Origin of the sequence: Desulfovibrio sp., assembly GCF_009712225.1 — a bacterium.
Taxonomy (GTDB): domain Bacteria; phylum Desulfobacterota; class Desulfovibrionia; order Desulfovibrionales; family Desulfovibrionaceae; genus Desulfovibrio.
Genome location: NZ_WASP01000007.1, coordinates 1 through 19192 on the forward strand (window position 1 = coordinate 1; position 19192 = coordinate 19192).

17 protein-coding genes are annotated in these 19192 nt (G+C 59.8%); 10 read left to right on the top strand and 7 right to left on the bottom strand.

Translation table 11 applies throughout. The features are described from left to right. Positions 1-18: 18 nt before the first annotated feature. Positions 19-891, bottom strand: a complete 873-nt coding sequence (locus tag F8N36_RS09715; protein ID WP_291332612.1) for a methylenetetrahydrofolate reductase — start codon at positions 889-891, stop codon at positions 19-21. 215 nt (positions 892-1106) lie between these two features. On the opposite strand from F8N36_RS09715, the gene F8N36_RS09720 reads away from it, so the two are divergent. From F8N36_RS09720 to F8N36_RS09735, 4 genes are all read left to right on the top strand, one after another. Next, positions 1107-2615, top strand: a complete 1509-nt coding sequence (locus tag F8N36_RS09720) for a phosphodiester glycosidase family protein (protein WP_291332613.1) — start codon at positions 1107-1109, stop codon at positions 2613-2615. A 212-nt stretch (positions 2616-2827) separates the two neighbouring features. After that, entirely contained in the window at positions 2828-3208 is a 381-nt protein-coding gene (locus F8N36_RS09725) for a desulfoferrodoxin (RefSeq protein WP_291332614.1), read from the top strand. Between the two features lie 82 nt (positions 3209-3290). Further along, the gene (locus F8N36_RS09730) at positions 3291-3428 is read left to right on the top strand and encodes a rubredoxin (protein ID WP_291332615.1); all 138 of its coding nucleotides are present in this window, start codon (positions 3291-3293) and stop codon (positions 3426-3428) included. Between the two features lie 99 nt (positions 3429-3527). Continuing rightward, positions 3528-4733: an FprA family A-type flavoprotein gene (locus F8N36_RS09735; protein WP_291332616.1), complete on the top strand. Its 1206-nt coding sequence runs from the start codon at positions 3528-3530 to the stop codon at positions 4731-4733. 94 nt (positions 4734-4827) lie between these two features. Here F8N36_RS09735 and pdxA read toward each other — a convergent pair whose 3' ends face one another. From pdxA to F8N36_RS09750, 3 genes are read right to left on the bottom strand one after another with little or no spacing between them, the layout of a single operon-like run. Further along, complete coding sequence (gene pdxA / locus F8N36_RS09740) at positions 4828-5823, bottom strand: 4-hydroxythreonine-4-phosphate dehydrogenase PdxA (protein ID WP_291332617.1); 996 nt, start codon at positions 5821-5823, stop codon at positions 4828-4830. After that, a complete protein-coding gene (locus F8N36_RS09745; RefSeq protein WP_291332618.1) occupies positions 5820-7079 on the bottom strand; it encodes a four-carbon acid sugar kinase family protein in 1260 nt (419 codons plus the stop codon). Before F8N36_RS09745 ends, pdxA begins: the two co-directional genes overlap by 4 nt. Positions 7080-7109: 30 nt before the next feature. After that, entirely contained in the window at positions 7110-8087 is a 978-nt protein-coding gene (locus F8N36_RS09750; protein ID WP_291332619.1) for a 2-keto-3-deoxygluconate permease, read from the bottom strand. 315 nt (positions 8088-8402) lie between these two features. On the opposite strand from F8N36_RS09750, the gene F8N36_RS09755 reads away from it, so the two are divergent. Next, positions 8403-9173: a DeoR/GlpR family DNA-binding transcription regulator gene (locus F8N36_RS09755; RefSeq protein WP_291332620.1), complete on the top strand. Its 771-nt coding sequence runs from the start codon at positions 8403-8405 to the stop codon at positions 9171-9173. 85 nt (positions 9174-9258) lie between these two features. On the opposite strand, the gene F8N36_RS09760 is transcribed toward F8N36_RS09755, so the two are convergent. From F8N36_RS09760 to F8N36_RS09770, 3 genes are all read right to left on the bottom strand, one after another. Next, on the bottom strand, positions 9259-10089 hold the full coding sequence (locus tag F8N36_RS09760; protein ID WP_291332621.1) for a DJ-1/PfpI family protein: 831 nt from the start codon (positions 10087-10089) through the stop codon (positions 9259-9261). 253 nt (positions 10090-10342) lie between these two features. Continuing rightward, complete coding sequence (locus tag F8N36_RS09765) at positions 10343-10825, bottom strand: hypothetical protein (protein WP_291332622.1); 483 nt, start codon at positions 10823-10825, stop codon at positions 10343-10345. 148 nt (positions 10826-10973) lie between these two features. Next, positions 10974-12227, bottom strand: coding sequence for a LarC family nickel insertion protein (locus tag F8N36_RS09770; RefSeq protein ID WP_291332623.1), 1254 nt, complete (start codon positions 12225-12227; stop codon positions 10974-10976). A 144-nt stretch (positions 12228-12371) separates the two neighbouring features. Between F8N36_RS09770 and F8N36_RS09775 the strand changes: the two genes are divergently transcribed. From F8N36_RS09775 to F8N36_RS09795, 5 genes are all read left to right on the top strand, one after another. After that, positions 12372-13022: a CBS and ACT domain-containing protein gene (locus tag F8N36_RS09775; RefSeq protein WP_291332624.1), complete on the top strand. Its 651-nt coding sequence runs from the start codon at positions 12372-12374 to the stop codon at positions 13020-13022. Positions 13023-13280: 258 nt separating this feature from the next. Further along, positions 13281-13598, top strand: a complete 318-nt coding sequence (locus tag F8N36_RS09780; protein WP_022657697.1) for a TusE/DsrC/DsvC family sulfur relay protein — start codon at positions 13281-13283, stop codon at positions 13596-13598. A 208-nt stretch (positions 13599-13806) separates the two neighbouring features. After that, complete coding sequence (locus F8N36_RS09785; protein WP_291332625.1) at positions 13807-16248, top strand: PBP1A family penicillin-binding protein; 2442 nt, start codon at positions 13807-13809, stop codon at positions 16246-16248. A gap of 193 nt (positions 16249-16441) precedes the next feature. Next, on the top strand, positions 16442-18163 hold the full coding sequence (gene ade, locus F8N36_RS09790) for an adenine deaminase (protein ID WP_291332626.1): 1722 nt from the start codon (positions 16442-16444) through the stop codon (positions 18161-18163). Between the two features lie 69 nt (positions 18164-18232). Then, positions 18233-19132: a tRNA (adenine-N1)-methyltransferase gene (locus tag F8N36_RS09795; RefSeq protein ID WP_291332627.1), complete on the top strand. Its 900-nt coding sequence runs from the start codon at positions 18233-18235 to the stop codon at positions 19130-19132. Positions 19133-19192: the final 60 nt, after the last annotated feature.

Genomic DNA, 19192 nt, shown 5'->3' on the forward strand with positions numbered 1-19192 from the left:
CCCCCGACCCGCCCCAGATTACAGAGTGCCGACAGCCTCGGCCAGCCGCAGGCACATATCGGCCTTGTTGAGCGTGTACAGGTGAATGCCGGGCGCGCCCGCGTCAAGCAGGCTGCGTATCTGCCGCACGGCATAATCAAGGCCCACCTCGCGCACAGCTTCCGCCCCGCCCTCGTTGTGAGCTTTTTCGAGCGCCAGATACAGCTTGCCGGGAATATTGGCCCCGCACAAAGAAAGCACGCGCCGCAGCGAATCAAAGCTCTGGATGGGCAGAATACCGGGGATCACCGGCGTGGTAATGCCCTGCCCGCGCAGGTGGCTCACCAGATCTTCATATTCTCGCGCGTCAAAAAAGAGCTGAGTGAGGGCAAAATCGGCCCCGGCGCGCAGCTTGTTGGCCGTGTGCAGCCTGTCCTGCGAAAATGTGGGCGATTCGGGGTGCGGGGCGGGATAGGCCGCCACGCCAATGCCCATGCCCGGCTGCTGCTCTCTGGCAAAAGCCACCAGATCAGAAGCATGACGAAAATGGGCGGAGCTCCAGTTCCAGGCCTTGTCGGCGGGCGGGTCGCCGCGCAGTGCCAACACATTGTTGACCCCCGACGCACGCAGATCATTCAAAAATGCGGCAATGGACTGAGGCTCGGCACCCACGCAGGTCAGATGCGCCATGGCGGCGATGCCCCGGCGGGCAAGCTCTGCCGTTACGGCCAGCGTATTTTGCTGCCGCGCACCGCCAGCCCCATAGGTTACCGAGGCAAACAGCGGGTTAAGTGCACGCAAGCGGTCAACCGTAGCGTAAAAATCGGGTAGATGGGCCGTGTCAGAAGGCGGAAAAAACTCCAACGAATAGAAAGGGGCCGAAAGTTCCCGGATCATTTGACCGATATGCATGAAAAGCTCCTTGGCGCGTAATGCCACAGACTTGGATACTGCGGCCTAATAGTTTATGTTTATATCAAGATAAGTTGATATGTCAACAAAAATGTGGCATCACACCTTGCCAAATGACGAAAGCGGTCGTAATGCAGGTTACGGACATTAAAAATAGACGGCAAGACATGAATACCCGGCAGTTTCTTTTCACAGCAGCGGACTCGATCCGGCATTTGATTCGGGCAGTCCGCACCCTGCCGAAAACATGGCTGGTGGTGTTTTTGGCAACATGCCTTGCGGCCCATGCGCTGCCAGCGGTTGCCGCCCCAGAGCATGCCGCGCCCATTCAGGTCACGCGAGACCACACTGCGCCAGAGCAGCAGACCGGCACCCCGCCCGCGCAATGGCAGGTGGCCAGCAATACGGGCAGCGGCCCGGTAACAGCTGCCGGAGCAGTCACAACCAGCGCAGTTGAACCTGTCTCTCCACAGCAGGCCCCTCCCCTGCCAACCGCCTCTCAGGCTGCGACAGACGAATCCACGAATAAAAACGGCATGGACGACCAGGGGCGCGCCGACTGGCGCGAACTGGAGCAAGGCCTGCTGTTTGGCGAATTTCAGCTCAACGACGGCGATGCCCGTCTTTCAGTGCTGCGCATCGACCCCGCCTACTTTGATTTTACACTCTGCGCACGCTCGCAGGACAGCGGCCCCTCGCGCCCGCTGAGCCAGTGGGGCGAGCAGTACAATCTCTCTGCCGCCATCAACGCCAGCATGTACCTGCCCGACGGCTCAACCAGCACGGGTTACATGCGTCAGGGCGACCACACCAACAACGGGCGCATCGTACAGCGGTTTGGCGCTTTTTTTGTGGCGGGGCCGGACGAACCGGGCCTGCCCCTGGCGGCCATCATCGACCGCGACAATCCCTTGTGGCGGCAGCAGTTGGAGCGCTACTCGCTGGTTATCCAGAATTACCGCATGATCAACGCCGACCGGCGCATTCTCTGGGCACCCGGCGGCCCGCATTATTCCATCTCTGCCGTTGCCCAGGATGGCGACGGGCAGATACTTTTCATGCACTGCCGCCAGCCGGTGGAGGCTTACGCCTTTGCCCAGCAGGTGCTGCACCTGCCACTCAACGTGCGCACAGTCATGTATGTTGAGGGCGGCGGCCAGGCAGGCCTGCTGGTTCGGTCGGCTGCGCTTACACGTGAGCTGGTGGGCCTGAGCCCAAGCGGACTGCTGGTAACTGGCGACCTGCGGGCCGTGCTGCCCAATGTGCTGGGCGCGCGGCGCAAGGGCGCCCCGGAACATCCCGCCGTGGAGTCCACCCCCGCTCCAGAACAGCCAGCCGCCAACCCGGCTGCGCTCCCCCCGGCCAGCGAGGACAAATCCTCCGCCAACCCAGCTGCACCAGCTGCGGAATCTGGCGTAACTGGCAGCGCGGCACAACAGAAACCGGTGCGACAGTCTGGCACAACAGTTGCCATGCCACCTTTGGCCCCCAGCCATACAGTGGGGCCAATACCCGAGCATGAACAGACACAGGGGCAGATGCAGAACCAGGCGCAGGAACAATCCCCGCCCAACAGGGCGGCCAGCACCACGCAAAACCCCGCAACCAGCGCCACGGCACCGGCCCGCGAACCGCTGACACAGCCTGGCTCGTCGCTTGCGCAGCCCCCATCGAGCACGTCAGAATCTATATCGTCAAACAGTGATGCTGCACCAAAAAAATAATTTTTTAGCCTCTGAAAATCAGCTAGCCATGCGGCTTTTCAGCCTTTTTTGACCTCGCAATCTTAGTGGTAATAATTACCAATCTTAAAAAAAAGGCTTTACATCCCTGCCCACTTCTTTCACAATGACTGTTGGAAAGGGGGCTGATTATGCGTTTTTAAGTGTTTCAGCCTGCCCCCACAAAGTAACCAGTCAAAACAAGTGAGGGACTCATGCCCACGCAACTCGAAGTGTATAAGTGCACCCACTGCGGCAATATCGTTGAAGTTCTTCATGGCGGCGGCGCCGACATCGTCTGCTGTGGTGACCCCATGAAGCTGATGGTCGAAGGTGCTACCGACGGCGCTCTTGAAAAGCACGTCCCCGTCATTGAAAAGGTTGACGGCGGCTACCTGGTGAAGGTCGGCAGCGTTGCTCACCCCATGGAAGAAAAGCACTTCATCGAATGGATCGAGCTGCTGGCCGACGGCAGAAGCTACACCAAGTTCCTGAAGCCTGGCGATGCGCCCGAAGCCTTTTTTGCCATTGACGCGGCCAAGGTTACGGCCCGCGAATACTGCAACCTGCACGGTCACTGGAAGGCTGAAAACTAGTTTTTCGTCCTTGCAGCACAGTGTGTGCGCTGAACAGATTCACCCGGCATAAAGCCAAAATTATATTTTCAGGAGACAAGCCATGCAAAAGTATGTTTGTGGTGTTTGCGGTTACGAATATGATCCCGCTGAAAACGACAACGTGCCTTTTGAAGACCTGCCCGAAGATTGGACCTGCCCCGTTTGCGGCGTGGGCAAAGACCAGTTTTCTCCTGCCTAATTTTCCATATTTCCCGTTCTTTCCCCCCGCTTTGCCTTGCCCCAAGGCAGAGCGGGGCTTTTCATAAACGGGAATTTCCAAACACTGCGGAGAGTTACCATGCAGCCAGTAGAGATAAAAAAAGATATTTTCTGGGTCGGCTTTGTCGATTACGACCACAGGGATTTTCACGGGTATTCCCGTTCGCCTGACGGTTCGACCTACAACGCCTACCTGATCAAGGACGAAAAAAACGTTCTGCTCGACACTGTTGCCTCGGGCTGCGAAGGCACCCTGCTGTGCCGCCTTGCCCAGGTGCTTGAACCCGAAAAGATTGACTATATCATCTGCAACCACATGGAACTTGACCACGCTGGCGCGCTTGAAGCCATCATCGAGCGCTGCAAGCCCGAAAAGGTCTTTGTGTCGCAGACCGGCCTCAAATCCATGGCTGGCTATTTTGACTGCAAAAACTGGCCCGTGCAGGCAGTCAAAAGCGGCGACAGCATCAACATCGGCAAGCGCACCATCGTTTTTCAGGAAACCCGCATGCTGCACTGGCCCGACAGCATGGTTTCCTACATTCCCGAAGACAAGCTGCTGATCAGCAACGATATCTTTGGCCAGAATATTGCCAGCTCCGCGCGCTTTGTTGATGAATTTGGCGACGACGGCGAATTTTCGCGTCGCGTCAAGGAATACTACTTCAACATTGTGCTGCCCTACTCCCCCATGGTGCTCAAGACCCTGCCCGTGGTGGAAAAGCTTGACATCGACATGATCGCCCCCGACCACGGCCTTATCCACCGTGGCGAAAAGGCCGTGCGCAACATCATCGACATGTACCGCAGCATGGCCGAGCAAAAGCCCCAGCAGCGCGCGCTAGTCTTTTACGACACCATGTGGCAGTCCACCGAGACCATGGCCTATGCCATTTGCAGCGGCCTTGAAGAAAACGGCGTGCCCACGCGCATCATGAGCGTAAAGCAGAACCACCACAGCGCCATCATGACCGAGCTGGCCGACTGCGGCGCGGTTATTGCCGGTTCGCCCACGCATAACAATACCGTGCTGCCCCTCATCGCCGCCCAGCTTACCTATATGAAGGGCCTGCGCCCCCTGAACCGCATTGGCGGCGCTTTTGGCTCCTACGGCTGGTCTGGCGAAGGCCCCAAGTACCTGCACGAACAGCTGGCCTCCATGAACATGGAAATGCCCGCCGAACCCGTGAAGTGCAACTGGCGCCCCGACCACGAGGCCCTCAAGGCCTGCTACCAGATGGGCGTTACCATTGCCGATGCCCTCAAAAAGAAGTGCCAGGGTTAATCATCCTGCCCCACGCATAAAAAAAGCAGCAGCGTCCAAGCCGGGCGCTGCTGCTTTTTTTATGGTTTGCCGCCGCCGGGGGCGGCCATCTCATCTATTTTTTCTTGCTCAGCTCCGCAGCCTGCCGCATGGCTTCAATAAGGCTGTCTTCGCAGGCAATGCCCTTGCCCGCAATGTCAAAGGCAGTGCCGTGGTCCACCGAGGTGCGTATGACCGGCAGGCCGATGGTGATGTTTACGCCGTCGGCAATGCCCAGCACCTTGATGGGCGCGTGGCCCTGATCGTGGTACATGGCAATGACCACGTCAAAGTCGCCCCGCCCGGCGCGGTAAAACAGCGTATCAGCGGGCAACGGCCCCTCAACCTGCCAGCCTCTGGCCTGAGTGGCCTTGACGGCAGGCAGAATCTTGGTTTCTTCTTCACCATTGCCAAACAGGCCGTTCTCGCCAGCATGGGGGTTGATGGCGCACACGCCGATACGCGGGCTGGCGATGCCAGCATCCACCAGCGTGGCGTGTGTACGGGTAATGGTGCGCTCCACAAGGGCCGGTTCTATCTTCTTGACGGCGTCGATGAGGCCCAGATGCGTGGTCACATGCACTACCCGCAGGTTGGGCGTGGTCAGCATCATGGATACTTCGGGCGTGCCCGTCAGATAGGCCAACATTTCGGTATGCCCGGGGTACATGTGCCCGGCGGCGTGCAGCGCTTCCTTGTTCAGCGGGGCAGTACAGATGGCCTGTGCCTTGCCGGAAAGCACCAGATCCACCGCTTTTTTGACAAACTGAAAGGCACCGTCGCCCGATACGGGCGAAACTACGCCAAAGGGATGCCCGGCAGGAATCACCGGAACATCAAGGCAATCGATGTAACCGGATTCGTAACGAGCGTCTTCGGGATTGCTTACGGCTCGCACCTGCACGGCGGCGCCGGTTATCCTGATGGCTTCGCGCAGGCGCTCTGCATCGCCCACAACCAGGGCTCTGGCCCAGGTGCCGATTTCCGGGCGGGCCATGGCCTTGACGATTATTTCAGGGCCAATGCCAGAGGCATCGCCCATGGTGATGGCCACCACAGGTAGCTGATTCAAGCCAGTTCTCCTTTTTTGATTGCAGCCCGCAGAAAATCAAGGCTGCTGGCCAAGGTACGCTCTGTGCCAAAGGAACCGGCCTTGGTCACAATGGGAAGCGAAAAATTGCCAAGGGTCATGCCCGCCGGTACGCCACTTTCCACTTCGGCAACAAGCCGGATGCCGTGGATACCCACTTCGGCCATGAGGTTGGCTGCGGTTTCACCGCCGGTAACAACCAGACCGGCCGCTGATTCAAGCGCATTGTGCAGCACCCTGGCCAGGCTGGCGGCAAGCCTGCCGCCCAGGGCCATGTTGGGGTGCTCCACCTCGGCTATTTCCACGGCCACATCCTTGCCAGCGGCAAGAGCCTCGGCAATGGCCGCTCCCTGCTCCGCCAGCGCGGCGCCCGCATCGCCCAGCAGCTGCTGGGGCGTAAAGGAATAGTGCTCCACCTGCTGCGAGGCAAGCACATGGCGCAAGGCCTCGCGCGAAACCTTGACCACGCTGCCCACAACCAGCAGCAGGCCACGCCCCCCCTGAGGCAGGGCAACCACGCACGAACCCTGCTCTGGCCGCGACATGCGCGCCAGAGGTACGGCCAGCCCGCCAGTGCCCACCCAGAACAGCCTGTCGGCCAGAGCATGGGTTGCCTCGGCGATAAAGGCAAGGTCGTCCAGCGTTTCGGCGTCGCACACCACGCCGTCAAAACCTTCATCCATGTCGGCCGCAACCATCCCCGCAATGGTCTGCGCGCCCTTGCGCACATCTGCCAGCAGAATGTTGCGCACGTTCAGGCCTTCGGGCTTCAGGGCAGCCGCCAGATCGCCGTTGGCGTAAGTATGGTCTCTGGCCCAGACCTCGGTGTTTTCAAGGGGCATGCCGTTGACCAGCACGCGACCGTTGACCGTGGTTCTGCCTGTGGCGGGAAAGGCCGGTGCCATCACCACAAACGCCGGGCCACCCATGCCGCGCAGCGTGCGGATGGCCGCCGCGGTTTCTGCCGCAGGCTGCCCGCGCAGCAGGGAATCGAGCTTTTTATACAGGCGCATGCCCTTGCGGAAATGCCGCTCAAGCAATGCCGCATGCCTTTGCGCTGCCTCTGCCGCTGGCAGGGGACGGCTGGCGGCATCCACCGCCAGCACCGGGGCATCGCTGGCCGCCGCCGTATCGCTTTCAAACAGCACATCCGAAACCATGCCGTTTTTCGCAAAGGCTATGGCGCAGTCTGCCGCACCCGTAAGGTCGTCTGCAAGAACAAACCAGGACTGTTTCATATATTCCTCCGGCATGTGCCGGGCAAAAGACTATTCCTCGCCTTCAGCCGCGGGCAAATCCTTGGGCGCGCCAAAGGTCTTTACACCCCAGGCAGTCACCAGCGGCGTAAGAATGGCCGTCACAACCACACAGGCCGCAACCAGAATGGTGGCGTGCTGGGCCGCTTCGGCATACACGGGGTTGGCCTGGGCAATAATCATGGGGACAGCCGCGGCATTGCCCGCGGTGGACGATGCGGCCAGACCGGCAACGCCCGTGCCGCCGGTGAGACGGTCACCGATAAAGAGCACCACGCCGGTTACCACCACCACGCATATGCCAAGGCCCACGCCCAGCAGGCCCGCGTTCCACACCTTGGAGAGGTCAAGCCCCGCACCGAGAGCAAAGGCAAAGAAGGGAATGAGCACAGCAGGTGCAGCCTTGAGAAAGTCGCGCATGTCCTTGTCGAGATTGCCAAGGATCATGCCCAGCACCAGCGGGAATATGGCACCCACCATCATCTGCCACGGAAAGGCCGAAAGCCCGGCCACACCGAGGGTAACCATGGTCAGAAAAGGCCCGGATTCCAGACACATGATGGAATAGGCCGCCACATCGCGCGGTTTGCCGTACTGCCCCATCAGGGCCATGTACAGACCGCCGTTGGTATCATTGAGCGCGGCTACAATGGCCAGCGTGGAAATACCGGCAAAAAAACCTTCCCTTATGGGCGCTTCGCCAAGAAACTGGCCCACGGTAATGCCAATGATGGCCGCAATGCCCACCTTTGTGGCAAACAGTATGCCGCCTTTCTTAAGAATATAGGGCGTGGTCTTGAAGCTGATGGTCGCGCCCATGCAGACATAATACACAGCCAGGATACTGGTTGCGCCGGTAAAAAGCCCCCCGGTAAACGAACCGAATATCTTGGGGGTATTGGGAAAAAATGTGTTGCACAGTGCGCCGAGCAACAGGGGAACAACCATAAGGCCACCGGGAATCCGTTCCATAGACCGCTTGATCTGCATGACCTAACCCTCCACTGCGCAGGCGGCCCGCCGTCTGCTGCAAGAGCATTAAAGTGACTGATTCACGCAAAAAAATATTGCCCGCACCGTCCGAATTAAACACGGCGTCAATTGCTTCTGTCGCAAAATTGAAGCCATTTTGTCACACGCTAGCAGATTGATTGAAATGAGCAAGAAAATTTTATTTTTTGCATAAATCTGAACTAATTATGCAGTTTTTGCGCGTTTTGCGCATTTTTTAGCCGTTATTCCCCTTTCATTCCGCCGGATTTGTCCTTAGGCTTGAGGCCACGCCAACAACAAAGGTAGGGAACCATGCGAAAAGGCAGGGAAAGACGCGATGCCATGCTCGAGGCCATTGCCGCGGGCGACAAGGACATACGGCAGCTGGCCGAGCGGTTTGGCGTGTCGTTTTCTACTGTACGGCGCGACCTGCAACGCCTCTCGCGTGAAAAGGCCGTGGCGCGCACCTATGGCGGAGCCATGCTCACCCGGGCATTGCAGGAAGACGACTACCCCGCCCGCGAGTCCCAGCACCGGGCTGCCAAGCAGACCATTGCAAAGGCAGCCGCCGGGCAGGTCAACGACGGCGAAACCATCATTCTTGATGGCGGCTCTACCGTAACCTTTATGGCGCGCTTTCTGTACGAAAAAAGGCTCACGGTCATCACCAACAACCTCAAGCTCACGGCCATTCTGGCAGACGCTCCGCGCATTGATCTGGTGCTTTTGGGCGGTTCCATCCGGCCCATCAGCATGAGCGCCTACGGGCATTTTGCCGAAGAGTCGCTGCGCTGCCTCACCGCCGACAAGCTGTTTACCAGCGCCAACGGGGTTGTTGCCAACCGGGGGCTCTGCGAGGCCAGCCTTGAGCAGATATCGGTCAAAAGGCTCATGATGCGTCAATCACGCGAAGTTTATGTGCTGGCCGACGCTTCAAAACTTGGCTGCGCCTCCCAACCGGCATGGGCTCCCCTGCCCCCCGGATGGACTCTGGTGACGGACGGCGACGAGCAGCTGTGCGCACCATTCAGAGAGAGCGGCGTCACCATCCTGCCTGCTTCAAATTCCAGCCCACTGGTATAAAACAGCACGCGGGCCAGCGCAGGGCGTAAATCCCTGCTCCAGCCCGCTTATGCTGCAATGGCCCTGGCCGGTTCCTGCCAGCAGTCTACCTTACCAGCCCGGCCTTGACGGCAAAGGGGTCCCATGCCGGGTCGCTGTGTGGTTCATATTCCGTGACCTGAGCCACCCAGTTGCTCAGCGGCTGCCCATACAGGCGGGCAATAACCGCCACAGTCATGTCCATACCGGCGGAAACCCCGGACGAGGTCACAATATTGCCATTGTCCACCCAGCGGGCGCTGGCTACCCAGCGCACCTTGGGGCCAGGAGCGGTAGAAGCCTTGAAGGCCATCTTGTTTGTTGTGGCGGGGTGGTGCGGGGGGGCGCCCCCGCCGCCACGCCGCCCCGCAGCAGCCAGCAATGATGCGCCGTTGCACACCGACATGACAAGCGACGCATTTTTTGCCTGCGCCCGCAGCCAGCTGAGGGTTGCCTGATCGTTGACCAGCGGGATTGCGCCAATGCCGCCGGGCACAAGCAGATAGTCCAGTGCTGGCGCGTTGGTATAATCAAAATCTGCCACGGTTTTTGGCCCCTGATTGGAAGGCACTGCCCCCTTGCTGGCAGCCACTGTCACCAGCCGAATACCCACGCGGTCAGATGCCTCCCCCCAAAAGCGGTCTGGCGCATGCTTGAGGCTGCCCCACATTTCCATGGGGCCATAGGCATCAAGCATCTCAAAACCGGGAAAAATCAAAACGCCCAGCGTCACCTGCCGTGCAGCGGAGGCGGGAATGGCGTCGTACATTCCCGCGGTCTGGGCTGGGGATGCCTGTGCCGGGGATGTTTGGGCCTGCACGGCCAGGGGCCATGTCGATGCCAGCAAAACCAGCAGACAGGTCAGGGGTTGTAAACAGCGCTGAAAAACAGAGTGCATACACGTCTCCTTTTTTTCCGGGTGCCAGGCACCCGGCATGATGTGAATGCACCCAACCTAGAGCAGCACTGCCTCTGGCAACAATGACAATAAATATGCTTTTACTGCCACATGAGGATGGCGCAGCGATGGGAGAACGCGGATTTTGCTTTGACCAGAACACAAAAAGCCCTCCGGTTTCGGAAGGCTTTCTGTGTTAATTCAGGCAGCGTGCGGAAAACACTGCCATCAATATAATGTAATGCCTCTGGCGCTAGTTGCGCACGTCGTCATCGTTGTCGGCAGAGCGCCCACCCTGGGGACCACGCTGCTGCACATCACGCGGAGGACGGCGGTCGTCACGCGGACGGCCCATTTCGTCGCCACGGGAGCCACGGCGGTCGCCACGGTCCTTGTCGTACTGTGGCTTGCCCATACGCTCGCCCTGCTCGCTGCGGTTGTCGTGCCTGCCGTCCATGCGATTGTCGCGGCGATTATCGCGATGGTCGTCGCGTCTGTCATCACGACGGTCATCACGGCGATCGTCGCGCCTGTCGTCGCGACGATCCTGCTTGTCCTTGCGGTCATAGTGCTGACCACGGTCATCACCGCGCTTACCGTCACGGTCGCCGCGCTGTTTGTAATTTTGCTGGGCATCCCTGTCGGGGGCAGCCTGCACGGCAGGTGTTCCCGAAAACATCAGGCCTGCAGCCAGAACGCTCAGCGCCAAAGGTTTCAACACATATTGCATACGCATAAAATTCCTCCTTGGGGTGGGCATTTCGCCCATTGCCTCCTTACGCCAGCAGACAGCGGGACGCAAGATGGGGGTCATACTATTGTGTTGCCTGTCAAAAATCCGTTAAGACGCGGAACGCTCCGCTTACAAATATGGCGGTATTCTGCTAGCCGCCTTTTACACGCGCATTGCGCAGGGCGGGCACACCAACACCGCGCTGCCGGGCTGCGGCCTCGAGGGCATCCGCCTCCGGGCGAACGTAGGTCTGACCATCAATCACATATTCCTTGGCTGGCAACCGCTGGCCCGCCACCTCTGCCATGGCGGCGTGGCGCGGGGCCACCATGCGCTCAAGGCACTGCACGCGCAGGCCGAGGGTGTGGGTGTGGCGCAGCACGGCATCTGCCACGTTGCGGCGCTGCTCCGGCAGGCACAAAACACGCAGCAGGCCAGCCGGGCGGTTCTTTTTGCCAACCCCCGGCAGCCACAGCACGTCAAGCACCTCTGTCATGGCGGAAAGAGCCGTGAGCGCCATGCCCAGATCCTCTCCATTAAGATGATCGATGTGGCTCTCTAACTGGATGACAGACTCGTTGCCGCCAAGGGCGTGGTCTGCCCGATGTTCAGACGGTTCTTCAGACATGGCCCCCAAACTGGCCCCGGCCTGATCCACCAGCCACGCCCGCAGGCCCCCGGCTGAGGACAATGGCCCGTACCCGGTGCCCAGAGCTGCCACCGTTCCCTGCGGGCCGGAAACAAATTCGTCTGCCAGCCCATGCACAAGGGCCGCGCCTGTGGGGGTAACAAGCTCTTCGCGCGAGTCTGTGGCAAAAACGGGTTTGCCCCGCATCAAAAATGCCGTTGCGGGTCGAGGCAGGGGAATAATGCCGTGGCAGCCTGTCACGCTGCCAGTAAACCAGGGCAGGGGCGAGACAGTGAGCCTTTCCACCCCGAGCGCATCAAGCCCGTAGGCCACGCCGAGAATATGAATCAAGGTATGCGCCGTATGGGGCTTGTTCTGCACACCGTCGGCCCAGCTCTCGCCAAGCTCCGCAGCGTCCACGACATCTACGAAATTGGCGGCATCTACAGGTAGCTGGCGCGCATGGGCGCAGGATTCGGCAAGGGCGAGCGCAACGGCCAGCGCACGCTGCCGCACCCGGTCGCGCACGTCCACCCTTGAAAAAATTTCAGTAAAATCAGGCAGACAACAGGGTTGCTGTGCCCCTTCCTGCCAGTGAATATTCACCCTGCAGCCCGGGCCGCCGGGGGCAAGGGCACCCACAACCTCAATGCCGCACGGCAGCCCCGCGCGGGCCAGAGCAGCTGCCAGCGGCTCAAAGTCCACCCCCAAATGGGCAAGGGCGGCAAGGGTCGCCGGGCCGCTGATGCCCGCACTGCAATCAAGATGTAAAAGCATATCGGCCCCTTCAAACTTTGGCTGTTCACGCAACTAATAGTTACGCACTTGTGCAGTAATGGCACATTGGTATATACAAAAACTGTGCGTGGCCCCTTCGGCCACGCCGTCATAACCTGAAACATATCCCCCCGGAGGGAAAGCATGCCTGTAAAGAATTGGATGACCACCGATGTTGTCAGCGTTGGCCCCGATACATCGCTGCTCAAAGTGGGCAAGCTCATGAAGGATCACCACATCCGCCGCATTCCGGTTGTGGACGAACAGGGTCAGGTCGTTGGCATCATCTCTGACCGCGACGTGCGCGATGCCTCTCCCTCCAAGGCCACCACGCTCGACATGTACGAAATGCACTACCTGCTGGCCGAGCTGAAAGCCAAAAACATTATGACGGCCAAGCCCATCACCGTCAAACCCACCGACACTGTCGAGCAGGCCGCCCTGATCATGCTGGACAACAAGGTTGGCGGGCTGCCCGTGGTTGATGACGCCGGCAAGCTGGTGGGCATCATTTCTGACCACGACGTGTTCAAGGCCATGGTAGACATCACCGGCGCACGCCTTGGCGGCTTGCAGTTTGCGGTGGAACTGCCCGATCAGCCCGGCACGGCGCGCCCCCTGTTTGACCTGCTGCGCGCGCACAACGCCCGCATCCTTTCCGTGCTTACCGTCTCCAACCCCGACGGCAACCGCCACATGTTCGTGCGTGTGCGCGATCTGGAGAATGCGCAGTCTGAACAGGATCTTATTGACGGTGTAAACAAGCTCGGTAAAGTGCTCTACTGTCAGCACTAAATACCTACAATTTAATCATGTTTATGATATGGCACCTGAATTACTGCACAATCGCTCGGTACAAAAATGCACGGTGAGAGCGAAAAAGAAGCACAGGACTTGCCATCAAAAATTATTTGTGTCATAAGAGCTCTCGTTGTGATTGCGGTATGCTTTCGCGCCCAACGGAGGAATTCGGCCGGAAATATCCGGTTGTGTAGCGCCCGGGCGATTCGCCCTGGCGAGGTTGAGCAATAGCTGTCCAAGGAGGACACACGCATGGCTGAGATCACCTATAAAGGTAAAAGCTTTGAAGTTGACGAAGACGGTTTCCTTCTGCGTTTTGACGACTGGTGCCCCGAATGGATGGACTATGTGAAGGAATCCGAAGGCATCTCTGAGATCAACGCTGATCACCAGAAGATCCTTGACTTCCTGCAGGATTACTACAAGAAGAACGGCATTGCCCCCATGGTCCGTATTCTGTCCAAGAATACCGGCTACAAGCTGAAGGAAGTTTACGAACTCTTCCCCTCCGGCCCCGGCAAGGGCGCCTGCAAAATGGCCGGCCTGCCCAAGCCCACTGGCTGCGTGTAGTTCCAGCCGCAACATTTTGGGAAAAAGCGGAAGGGTAACCTTCCGCTTTTTTTTGACTATGCCGTACCCCTGCGGCCAGTACGCCATCCGTGCCGTGCGGCGTATTTCGCGGGGGCTTGCCTTTCCGGCAATACTTCGTATTTTCTCATAAGCCCGGTCATAGCTCTCCTCCCTTTACGCCGGGCCAAAAAAACGGTATCGCCCTGCCATGAAAATTCGTCTGTCCCTGAAAAAATGCGCCCTCTGGTTCATGGGTATCATTATAGTGTGCGGCCTTCTGGGCAGCGCAGCTGTGGTCATGCTTTTTTACTGGGCATCGCGCGACCTGCCCGACCTCAACCGCATTGCCGAATACAAACAGCCACAGGCTACGGTTATTCTGGCGCGCGACGGGTCGATGCTCGGCACGCTGAACCATGAGAAACGCTTTGTCATCGGTCTCAAAGACATGTCGCGCTATCTGCCCATGTCATTTCTTGCCGCCGAAGACGACGCCTTCTACCGCCACATGGGCATAGACCCCGTGGCCATCATGCGTGCGGCCATCAACAACTTCCGCAAGGGACGCCAGGGCGAGGGCGGCAGCACCATCACCCAGCAGCTCATCAAGCAGTTGCTGCTCACCTCCGAGCGCAGCTACACCCGCAAGATGAAAGAGGCCATTCTGGCCTATCAGCTGGAAAAGAACTTTACCAAGGACCAGATCCTTACCATCTATCTCAACCAGATTTATCTGGGCGAGCACTCTTTTGGCGTGGAATCTGCGGCCCGCACCTATTTTGGCAAGCACGCCTCAGATATCACCCTGGCTGAAAGCGCCGTCATCGCCGGTTTGCCCAAGGCCCCCAGCACCTACAATCCCTTCCGCAGGCCCGAAGAAGCCAAGAACCGCCAGATGTACGTTCTTGGCCGGTTGCGCGACCTCAAGTGGATTACCCAGGCAGAGTATGACCAGGCCGCGGCCGAGCCGCTGGTGTACTGGAGCATGCCCGAAGGCGTGGGCGGCCCTGCCCAGTGGTATCTTGAAGAAGCCCGCCGTCTGCTGGTGGAATTTTTTACAGAATCGAACCTCAAGGCCCTTGGCATAGAAACCAACAAGTCTGGCGCAGATTATGTGTACGAAGCGGGCCTCACCGTGCACACCGCCATGGACCCCGCCCACCAGAACGCCGCGGGCGCGGCCCTGCGCCGTGGTCTTGAAGAACTGGACAAGCGCCAGGGCTGGCGCGGCCCCGTCGAACAGCTCGACCCCGCAAAGCAGAAAGAATTTCTCGCCAAAACAGCCTTTTCGCCCATTGACCTGGCTGGTGGAGAATGGGTCAAGGCGCTTGTTACCGCAGCAGACGGCAAGGAGCTGAAAGTTGCGTTGGGCCAGGGCTACACGGGCATTGTCCCCGTTTCGGCCATGTCGTGGGCGCGCAAACCCAACCCCAAGGTTGCGGCGGCCAACGCCCCGGCGGTCAAAGATCCCCGACAGGTTGCCGTAGCTGGCGACGTGATCTGGGTTTCCGCCGAAGACACCGTTATCACCGAGACAAACGCCAGGGGCAAAAAAGAACAGAAAACCGTGCCTTTTGACGCCTCTACCGTCAAAAAGAACACGCCCATCACCCTGCGTTTGCAGCAGGAACCTCTGGTGCAGGGCGCCATTGCTTCTGTTGAGCCGCAGTCGGGCGACGTTGTGGCGCTTATCGGCGGTTACCAGTTTGGCGACAGCCACTTTAACCGCGCAACCCAGGCGCGCCGCCAGCCCGGTTCCAGCTTCAAGCCGGTGGTCTATTCCACCGCCATGGATTTTGGCTTTACGCCAGCATCCACGGTGCTCGATGCGCCCTTTGTGTACGTGAACCCCTATACCAATGAAGTATGGCGGCCCTCCAACTACGAGCACAACTACAAGGGCGAGCTTCCCCTGCACACCGCGCTGGCCCTTTCGCGCAATACCTGCACCGTGCGCGTGGCGCAGCAGGTAGGCGTTGCCAACATCGTGCAGCGCGCCAAGGCCCTTGGGCTTGAACCGCATTTTCCGCAAGAGCTGGCAATCAGCCTTGGCGCAGTGGCCGTGTCGCCCCTCAACCTCACGCAGGCCTATGCGGCCTTTGCCAACCAGGGTCTGGGCGTGAGGCCCCGCATCATCACCTCCATTACCGACGAGCGCGGCCGCGTGCTCTACAAGCAGGAAGTGGAACACTGGCAGGCCATCTCGCCGCAGAACGCCTATATTATGGATACCCTGCTCAAGGAAGTGGTCAATTCCGGCACGGGCGGACGGGCCAAGATCGAGGGCCGCATCATCGCAGGCAAAACCGGCACCACCAACGAAGAACGCGACGCGTGGTTCATGGGCTTTTCGCCCTACCTCGTCACGGGTGTCTATGTGGGCTACGATCAGGTGCAGAGCCTTGGTCGCCTTGAACAGGGCGGGCGCACCGCTGCCCCCATATTCCGTTACTACCGTTCCGAAATCGAAGACCGCTACCCCAAGGACGACTTTGTGATGCCCGAGGGCATCGTGATGGCCGACGGTCTGGCCTTCAAGGCCGACCAGCCCATGCAGGGCGTTTCGGCTACCGCAGGGGCCGCCACGCCCGAAGGCGCGGCAATAGATACCTCTGAGGGTGGCGAAGACCTGATGCGTCAGATGTTTTAGAGCATACCGCCACGCGCCCATTTAAGGGCAGGCAGCTGGCAACCGGGGATATTTGCATTGCATGGATACCCCGGCCAACAGACCTGCCCTGCGCGTGGAGGCATGCCATTGTTCCCTGCCAGCACGCATATTTCCAGTCACCACCGCAAACGCCCCGCGCGTTCAACCCAAGCCCTCTGGGCCGGAGACAGCCATGAAACACCGTATCGACATGGCCGCAGGCAACGAACCAGCGGATGTGCTTATCGTCAACGCGCGGGTGGTGGACGTATTTTCAGGCCTGGTGCGACAGGACGCCGTGGCCATTGGCGACGGCGTTTTTGTGGGCTTTGGTCAGCGCGAGGCCAGAGAGGTGGTGGACGCGCAAGGCGCGTACCTGCTGCCCGGCTTTATCGACGCCCACATCCATCTGGAATCGAGCATGGTCACCCCGGCCCGCTTTGCCGAGATGGCCCTGCCTCACGGCACAACCTCTGTAGTTGCCGATCCCCACGAACTCGCCAACGTGTGCGGTACTGCTGCCCTGCGTTTTTTGCTCGCCAGCGCCCGAAACCTGCCGCTGAATATTTTTCTCGCCCTGCCATCGTGCGTGCCTGCCACGCCTTTTGAAGACAGTGGCGCTGTTTTACAGGCAGATGATCTCGCTCCCTTTATGGACGACCCGCATGTGGCCTCACTGGGTGAAATGATGAACTATCCCGGCGTACTGCACGCCGACCCCGAAGTTCTGGACAAGATCGCACTGAGCCGTTCACGCGGCAAGCCTGTTGACGGGCACGCCCCCGCCCTGCTGGGCAGAGAGCTCGATGCCTACCTGTGCACCGGCATTGCCAACACACATGAATGCACCACCGCCGAAGAATTCCAAGAGAACCTCATGCGCGGTTGCCGCATCTTTTTGCGCGACGGCTCAGCCGCCCGCAACCTGCCCGCGCTGGCACCGCTGGTGACCCCCGGCAACTGCCACCGTTGCGCCTTCTGCTGCGACGACAGGCACGCCTCGGAACTGCTCACCGCCGGGCACATGGACGAAGTGCTGCGCAAGGCCGTGGCTCTGGGTATGGACCCCGTTACCGCAGTACGCCTGTGCACGCTCAATGCCGCAGAGGCAGAGGGCCTGCACGGCAAGGGGGCCATTGCCCCCGGCTTTGACGCCGATTGTGTGCTGGTTGACGATCTGGCTTCGTTCAACGTGCGCATGACTTTTGCGGGCGGCAAGCAGGTTGCGGCCGAAGGCCACATGCTGGCCCCGCTGAGCGACCAACCGCTTGATGGTCTTACAGATACGGTGCAGCTGGCCCCCCTGCCCTCAGATGTACTGGCCCTGCCCGTGCCCTCTGGCCGCGCGCGGGTTATCCGCCTGCACCCCGGCTCTCTGGTTACGGATGCCGAGGAGCATGCCATCACCTGCGTGGACGGACTTTTTGACGCGCGCCGCAATTCCGGGCTGTGCAAACTTGCAGTTTTTGAGCGGCACAAGGCCACGGGCAAGGTAGGCGTGGGTATTCTGGCCGGATACGGCCTGCGCGGTGCGGCAGTGGCAACATCTGTAAGCCACGACTCGCACAATATTGTTGTGTGTGGCGATAACGACGCAGACATGCTGCGGGCAGTGCGCCGCGTGGCAGAAATGGGCGGCGGCATTGCCGTTGCGGGCAGCGGCAGGATTCTGGACGAACTGCCCCTGCCGGTTGCTGGCCTCATGACCCCCGAGCCGCCCCAAACCGTGGTGCGCGCGCTGGACTCCATCCATGCTGTACTGCACGACCACGGGGTTCCGGGCAATGTGGCTCCGCTCATGGCCCTGAGTTTTATGGCCCTGCCGGTCATTCCTTCGCTCAAGCTTACGGCACGGGGGCTGTTTTCCGTGGCCGACTGGCGTTTTGTTTCCGTGGACGCGGCAACGCACCACTGAGGCTTTTTTTCTTACACCTGTGGGAAGCGCCCGTTGCGCAGCCCTGAAGCAGCAACATAAAGGAACCTCATGATTCCCTTCGGTACGCTTGTTGTCTATGTAACTCCAAAGGGCCGCCGCTACGTCAAACGCCTTGTCGAAGGACAGGACTGGCACAGCAACGACGGCACCCTGGTTTCTGCCGAGGTGGCTCAGGCCAACTTTGGGTCTGTGGTCTACACCAACCAGAACATTCCCATTCAGGTGCTCGAAGCAACCCTGTATGACCGCCTCAAGGGCCTCAAGCGGCAGACGCAGATCATCTATCCCAAGGATATCGCCTATATCTGCCTGCGCCTTGGCGCTGGCCCGGGCCGTACCATCATTGAGGCTGGCTGCGGATCCGGCGGTCTGACCACGGGTCTTTCGTGGTTTTGCGGCCCCACTGGCCGCGTGGTAAGCCACGAGGCCCGCGAAGAATTCATGAAGCTGGCGCGCCGTAACCTCGAATGGGCGGGCGTGGGCGAAAACGTAGAGCTGCACAACCGCGACGTGGCCGAAGGCTTTGCCGTTACCGGCGCGGACGCGCTGTTCCTTGACGTGCGCACCCCCTGGGAATATCTCGACCACGCGCTGGCCGCAGTACGCCCCGGCGCGAGCTTTGGCTTTCTGCTGCCCACGGTGGATCAGGTCAGCAAGCTGCTGCTGGGCCTTGAACGCGGCCCCTTTGCCGATGTGGAAGTGTGCGAAATCCTCATCCGCCGCTGGAAACCCGTGGCCGACCGTCTGCGTCCCGAAGACCGCATGACCGCCCACACGGGTTTTCTGGTCTTTGCCCGTCAGCAGGACCGCAACGCCGACTTTGAATCGCGCAAACCCATGGGCACGCGCGAGCGCAAGCAGGAAGCCGCCCGCCTGGCCCGCCTGGGCCTGACAGACGAAGCCGTGGAAGCCACGGAAGCCGACATTGCCGATAACGACGGCGAATAGATTGCATTGCGAGGCATGCCGCCCCGCCAGAACATATATAAAGGAAGTGCCCGCCAATGG

What these genes read in the sequence shown, in the direction of transcription:
- F8N36_RS09715 (WP_291332612.1), bottom strand. Translation starts at nt 891, where the DNA reads ATGCATATCGGTCAAATGATCCGGGAACTTTCGGCCCCTTTCTATTCG.
- F8N36_RS09725 (WP_291332614.1), top strand. Translation starts at nt 2,828, where the DNA reads ATGCCCACGCAACTCGAAGTGTATAAGTGCACCCACTGCGGCAATATC.
- F8N36_RS09730 (WP_291332615.1), top strand. Translation starts at nt 3,291, where the DNA reads ATGCAAAAGTATGTTTGTGGTGTTTGCGGTTACGAATATGATCCCGCT.
- F8N36_RS09735 (WP_291332616.1), top strand. Translation starts at nt 3,528, where the DNA reads ATGCAGCCAGTAGAGATAAAAAAAGATATTTTCTGGGTCGGCTTTGTC.
- F8N36_RS09745 (WP_291332618.1), bottom strand. Translation starts at nt 7,079, where the DNA reads ATGAAACAGTCCTGGTTTGTTCTTGCAGACGACCTTACGGGTGCGGCA.
- F8N36_RS09750 (WP_291332619.1), bottom strand. Translation starts at nt 8,087, where the DNA reads ATGCAGATCAAGCGGTCTATGGAACGGATTCCCGGTGGCCTTATGGTT.
- F8N36_RS09755 (WP_291332620.1), top strand. Translation starts at nt 8,403, where the DNA reads ATGCGAAAAGGCAGGGAAAGACGCGATGCCATGCTCGAGGCCATTGCC.
- F8N36_RS09760 (WP_291332621.1), bottom strand. Translation starts at nt 10,089, where the DNA reads ATGCACTCTGTTTTTCAGCGCTGTTTACAACCCCTGACCTGTCTGCTG.
- F8N36_RS09765 (WP_291332622.1), bottom strand. Translation starts at nt 10,825, where the DNA reads ATGCGTATGCAATATGTGTTGAAACCTTTGGCGCTGAGCGTTCTGGCT.
- F8N36_RS09770 (WP_291332623.1), bottom strand. Translation starts at nt 12,227, where the DNA reads ATGCTTTTACATCTTGATTGCAGTGCGGGCATCAGCGGCCCGGCGACC.
- F8N36_RS09775 (WP_291332624.1), top strand. Translation starts at nt 12,372, where the DNA reads ATGCCTGTAAAGAATTGGATGACCACCGATGTTGTCAGCGTTGGCCCC.
- F8N36_RS09780 (WP_022657697.1), top strand. Translation starts at nt 13,281, where the DNA reads ATGGCTGAGATCACCTATAAAGGTAAAAGCTTTGAAGTTGACGAAGAC.
- F8N36_RS09785 (WP_291332625.1), top strand. Translation starts at nt 13,807, where the DNA reads ATGAAAATTCGTCTGTCCCTGAAAAAATGCGCCCTCTGGTTCATGGGT.
- ade (WP_291332626.1), top strand. Translation starts at nt 16,442, where the DNA reads ATGAAACACCGTATCGACATGGCCGCAGGCAACGAACCAGCGGATGTG.
- F8N36_RS09795 (WP_291332627.1), top strand. Translation starts at nt 18,233, where the DNA reads ATGATTCCCTTCGGTACGCTTGTTGTCTATGTAACTCCAAAGGGCCGC.